This window comes from Pseudomonas sp. PS02303 (assembly GCF_029959925.1).
Taxonomy (GTDB): Bacteria; Pseudomonadota; Gammaproteobacteria; order Pseudomonadales; family Pseudomonadaceae; genus Aquipseudomonas; species Aquipseudomonas mandelii.
This window is the reverse complement of sequence record NZ_JASCOM010000381.1, coordinates 1-4,005: the sequence shown is the minus strand read 5'-3', so window position 1 is coordinate 4,005 and position 4,005 is coordinate 1. Positions and strand designations below refer to the sequence as shown.

The 4,005-nt window shown below is 59.6% G+C and carries 3 protein-coding genes; 1 reads left to right on the top strand and 2 read right to left on the bottom strand.

Going from position 1 to position 4,005, the window contains the following annotated elements; translation table 11 throughout:
* Positions 1–120: 120 nt before the first annotated feature.
* A complete protein-coding gene (locus tag QMX98_RS32920) occupies positions 121–1,467 on the bottom strand; it encodes a DEAD/DEAH box helicase (protein ID WP_008153197.1) in 1,347 nt (448 codons plus the stop codon).
* Positions 1,468–1,660: 193 nt separating this feature from the next.
* Between QMX98_RS32920 and QMX98_RS32915 the strand changes: the two genes are divergently transcribed.
* Positions 1,661–2,959, top strand: coding sequence for a mechanosensitive ion channel family protein (locus tag QMX98_RS32915; RefSeq protein ID WP_282411997.1), 1,299 nt, complete (start codon positions 1,661–1,663; stop codon positions 2,957–2,959).
* 40 nt (positions 2,960–2,999) lie between these two features.
* Here QMX98_RS32915 and QMX98_RS32910 read toward each other — a convergent pair whose 3' ends face one another.
* Positions 3,000–3,863, bottom strand: coding sequence for a carboxylate/amino acid/amine transporter (locus QMX98_RS32910; RefSeq protein ID WP_010462042.1), 864 nt, complete (start codon positions 3,861–3,863; stop codon positions 3,000–3,002).
* Positions 3,864–4,005: the final 142 nt, after the last annotated feature.

Below are 4,005 nucleotides of genomic sequence, written 5' to 3'. Positions count from 1 at the left end.
CCCGCTGGACTGCGCAGCAGTCCCTTCTTTTCAGGGCCGCTTCGCGCCTCAGCGGGAGCAAGCTCCCTCGCCACAAGGTTTTGTGTTCGCCATACCTACCCTAACTGACCTGACAACGCCTTATTCAGCAGCCGGTGCTTCCGGCTTGCGGCGCTTGAGCGGCGCCATGCCGTCCTTGCTGACCAGCGACAGGGCGTCGGTCTTCGGGCGGTTGGCGATCTTGCGCTTGGTCGGGGCCTTGGCGCCGGTTTTCTTCTTGTCGCCCTTGGCGTCGACCTTTTTCTTCTTCACGCCAACGGCTTTGCCCGAGGCCTTGACCTTTTTCGGTCCGCCGTAGGTGCCTTTGACTTCCTTGATGGTGCGGCGCTCGAAGCTCTGCTTGAGGTAGCGCTCGACGCTCGACATCAGGTTCCAGTCGCCGTGGCAGATCAGCGAGATGGCCAGGCCATCGTTGCCGGCGCGGCCGGTACGACCGATACGGTGAACGTATTCGTCGCCGCTGCGCGGCATGTCGAAGTTGATCACCAGGTCCAGGCCTTCCACGTCGAGACCGCGAGCGGCGACGTCGGTGGCGACGAGGATTTTCACACCGCCCTGCTTCAGGCGGTCGATGGCCAGCTTGCGGTCTTTCTGGTCTTTGTCACCGTGCAGCACGAACGCTTTGTATTCCTGCGCCACCAGACGACCGTAGATGCGGTCAGCCATGGCCCGGGTGTTGGTGAACACGATGGCCTTCTGATAGGTCTCGTTGGCCAGCAGCCAGTTGACGATTTGTTCTTTGTGCTGGTTGTGGTCAGCGGTGATGATCTGCTGACGGGTGGTCGCGTTCAGATCGCTGACGTTGTTCAGCTGCAAGTGTTCCGGGTTGTTCAGGACTTTGGCGACCATCTCGCGCAAGCCCGAACCACCGGTGGTGGCGGAGAACAGCATGGTCTGCTGACGGTTGGTGCATTCTTCCACCAGACGCTGCACGTCTTCGGCAAAACCCATGTCGAGCATGCGGTCGGCTTCGTCGAGGACCAGCACTTCAACTTCTTTCAAGTCGAGGTTGCCGGCGTTCAGTTGCTCGATCATCCGGCCCGGCGTACCGATCAGGATGTCCGGCACTTTGCGCAGCATGGCGGCCTGGACCTTGAAGTCTTCACCACCGGTGATCAAACCGGACTTGATGAACGTGAACTGCGCAAAGCGCTCGACTTCCTTGATGGTCTGCTGGGCCAGCTCGCGGGTCGGCAACAGGATCAGGGTCTTGATGCTGACGCGGACTTTGGCCGGGCCGATCAGACGGTTGAGGATCGGCAAAACGAATGCAGCGGTCTTGCCGCTACCGGTTTGCGCTGTCACCCGCAGGTCACGCCCTTGGAGCGCCAGCGGAATAGCCGCTGCTTGCACAGGCGTTGGCTCGACAAATTTAAGCTCGGCCACGGCTTTGAGCAGGCGTTCGTGCAGGGCGAATTGGGAAAACACGGGTGCTACCTCGAAGAAATACAAAAAAACAGCTGCATAGGGTAACGGTTTCGAGCGCCGAGGCCGAGTTTCTTTATGCAAACGGCGGTAAACAGTGGCTTTTTTGTTGCCTGATTTGTCTCAAAACGTCATGCAAAGCGTCTTAGATGCTCTAATCGCCCCGTCGCGTCCTACAGAAGAACCGGTTTTACCCATGGATATCAAACAGCTCTGGCTCAACGCCCAAGACCTCTGGGGTGCCCTCGATCAGCACCCGCTCCTGCATTCCAGCCTGGCACTGATCCTGCTGCTGGTGGTGGCGCTGGTCCTCGGACGAGTGGCGCGCTACCTCATTATTCATGCGACCAAAATGCTCGGCCGGCAACCGGCCTTGCACTGGGTCAACGACTTTCGGCATAACAAGGTCTTCCATCGCCTGGCACAAATGACGCCGTCGCTGGTGATCCAGTTCGGCCTGTACCTGGTGCCGGGGCTGAGCAAGACCAGCCTGATATTCCTCGGTAACGTCGCGCTGGCGTTCACCATTCTGTTCCTGATGCTGTCGGTCAGCGCCCTGCTCAGTGCCCTGCTGGACATCTACGCGCGCACCGAACATGCCCGTACCCGGTCGATCAAAGGCTACGTGCAACTGACGAAAATGGTCCTGTACGTGTTTGGCGCGATCATCATCGTCGCCACGCTGATCGACCGTTCGCCCCTGTTGCTGCTGTCCGGCCTGGGCGCCATGTCGGCAGTGATTCTGTTGGTCTACAAGGACACGCTGCTGTCGTTCGTCGCCAGCGTGCAACTGACCAGCAACGACATGCTGCGGGTCGGCGACTGGATCGAGATGCCGCAAGTCGGTGCCGACGGTGACGTGGTGGATATCACGCTGCACACGGTGAAAGTGCAGAACTTCGACAAGACCATCGTCTCGATACCGACCTGGCGCCTGATGTCCGAATCGTTCAAGAACTGGCGCGGCATGCAGCAGTCCGGCGGACGACGGATCAAGCGCAGCCTGTTCATCGATGCCAGCGGCGTGCGATTCGTCCGCGACGACGAAGAGCTGAAACTGAGCCAGGTGCATCTGCTGACCGACTACATCGGCCGCAAACAGGCGGAGCTCAAGGCCTGGAACGAGGCGCAGGGCAATGTCGCAGCGATGTCGGCCAACCGTCGGCGGATGACCAACATCGGGACGTTCCGCGCCTATGCGCTGGCCTATCTGAAGAGTCATCCGGAGGTTCAGCCGAGCATGACCTGCATGGTCCGCCAGATGCAAACCACCGCGCAGGGTATTCCGCTGGAAATCTACTGTTTCACTCGCACTACGGCGTGGGCGGATTACGAGCGGATTCAGGGGGATATTTTCGATTACCTGCTGGCGGTGCTGCCGGAGTTCGGATTGAGCCTGTATCAGCAGCCGAGTGGCGGGGATTTAAGGGCCGGGTTGCTCCCGGCCATGTTAGGCGCGAGCCACATTCCCGAGCCCGAAAAACACATCATGTAGCCCACCGAACTGATCGCTCCCACGCTCCGCGTGGGAATGATCATGCGATAGCTGGCCTGCGTACACCCAACCGACTGATCCACACCGCCATCAAAATCACCGATCCGCCAAAGAACAACCGCCCCAGCTCTTCATGCTGATTCCAGATCAACAGATTGATCAGCAACCCCACCGGCACATGCAGGTTGTTCATCACCGCCAATGTTCCACCGTTCACCATACAGGCGCCCTTGTTCCACCAGTACAACCCCAGCGCGGTCGAGACCAGGCCGAGGAACACCAGCACACCCCATTGCAGCGGCGCCTCCGGCAAGAAATTCTGTTTGCCGAACATCAGGAATGCCGGTAATGCCACCGCCAGCGCGCCCAGGTAAAAGTAGCCGAAGCGTCGGTAATGCGGCAGATCGCTCGGATGGCGCGCCACCAGATGTTTATAAAGCACTTGCCCGGCGGCGTAGGTGAAGTTGGCCAGTTGCAGCAGCAGGAAGCCCATGAAGAAATCCGGGTTGATCCGGTCGTAACGAATCACCGCCGCACCGAGCACCGCCACCAGTGCGGCCACCAGCGCCCACGGATTGAAGCGCCGATTCAAGGCATCTTCGATCAGGGTCACGTGCAGCGGCGTGAGGATGGTGAACAGCAACACTTCCGGCACGGTCAGCACCCGGAAGCTCAGGTACAGGCAGACGTAGGTCACGCCGAACTGCAACGCGCCGATCAACAGCATGCCGCGCATGAACGCCGGCTCGACCGAACGCCAGCGCGTCAGCGGGATAAATACCAGCCCGGCCAACAAAACCCGCACCAGCACCGCGAAGTAACTGTCGACATGACCGGCCAGGTATTCGCCGATCAGACTGAAGGAAAACGCCTGGATCAGCGTGACAAAAAGTAGATAGCCCATGCTCGCCTCGTTTCGAATGGCGGCGACGATAGCGGGTTTTGCAGGCGATCACGAGAACACATCGATTCCTGTAGGAGCGAAGCTTGCTCGCGAAGACGCTGTGTCAGCCGCTATCTATGTTGGATCTGACACCGTCTTCGCG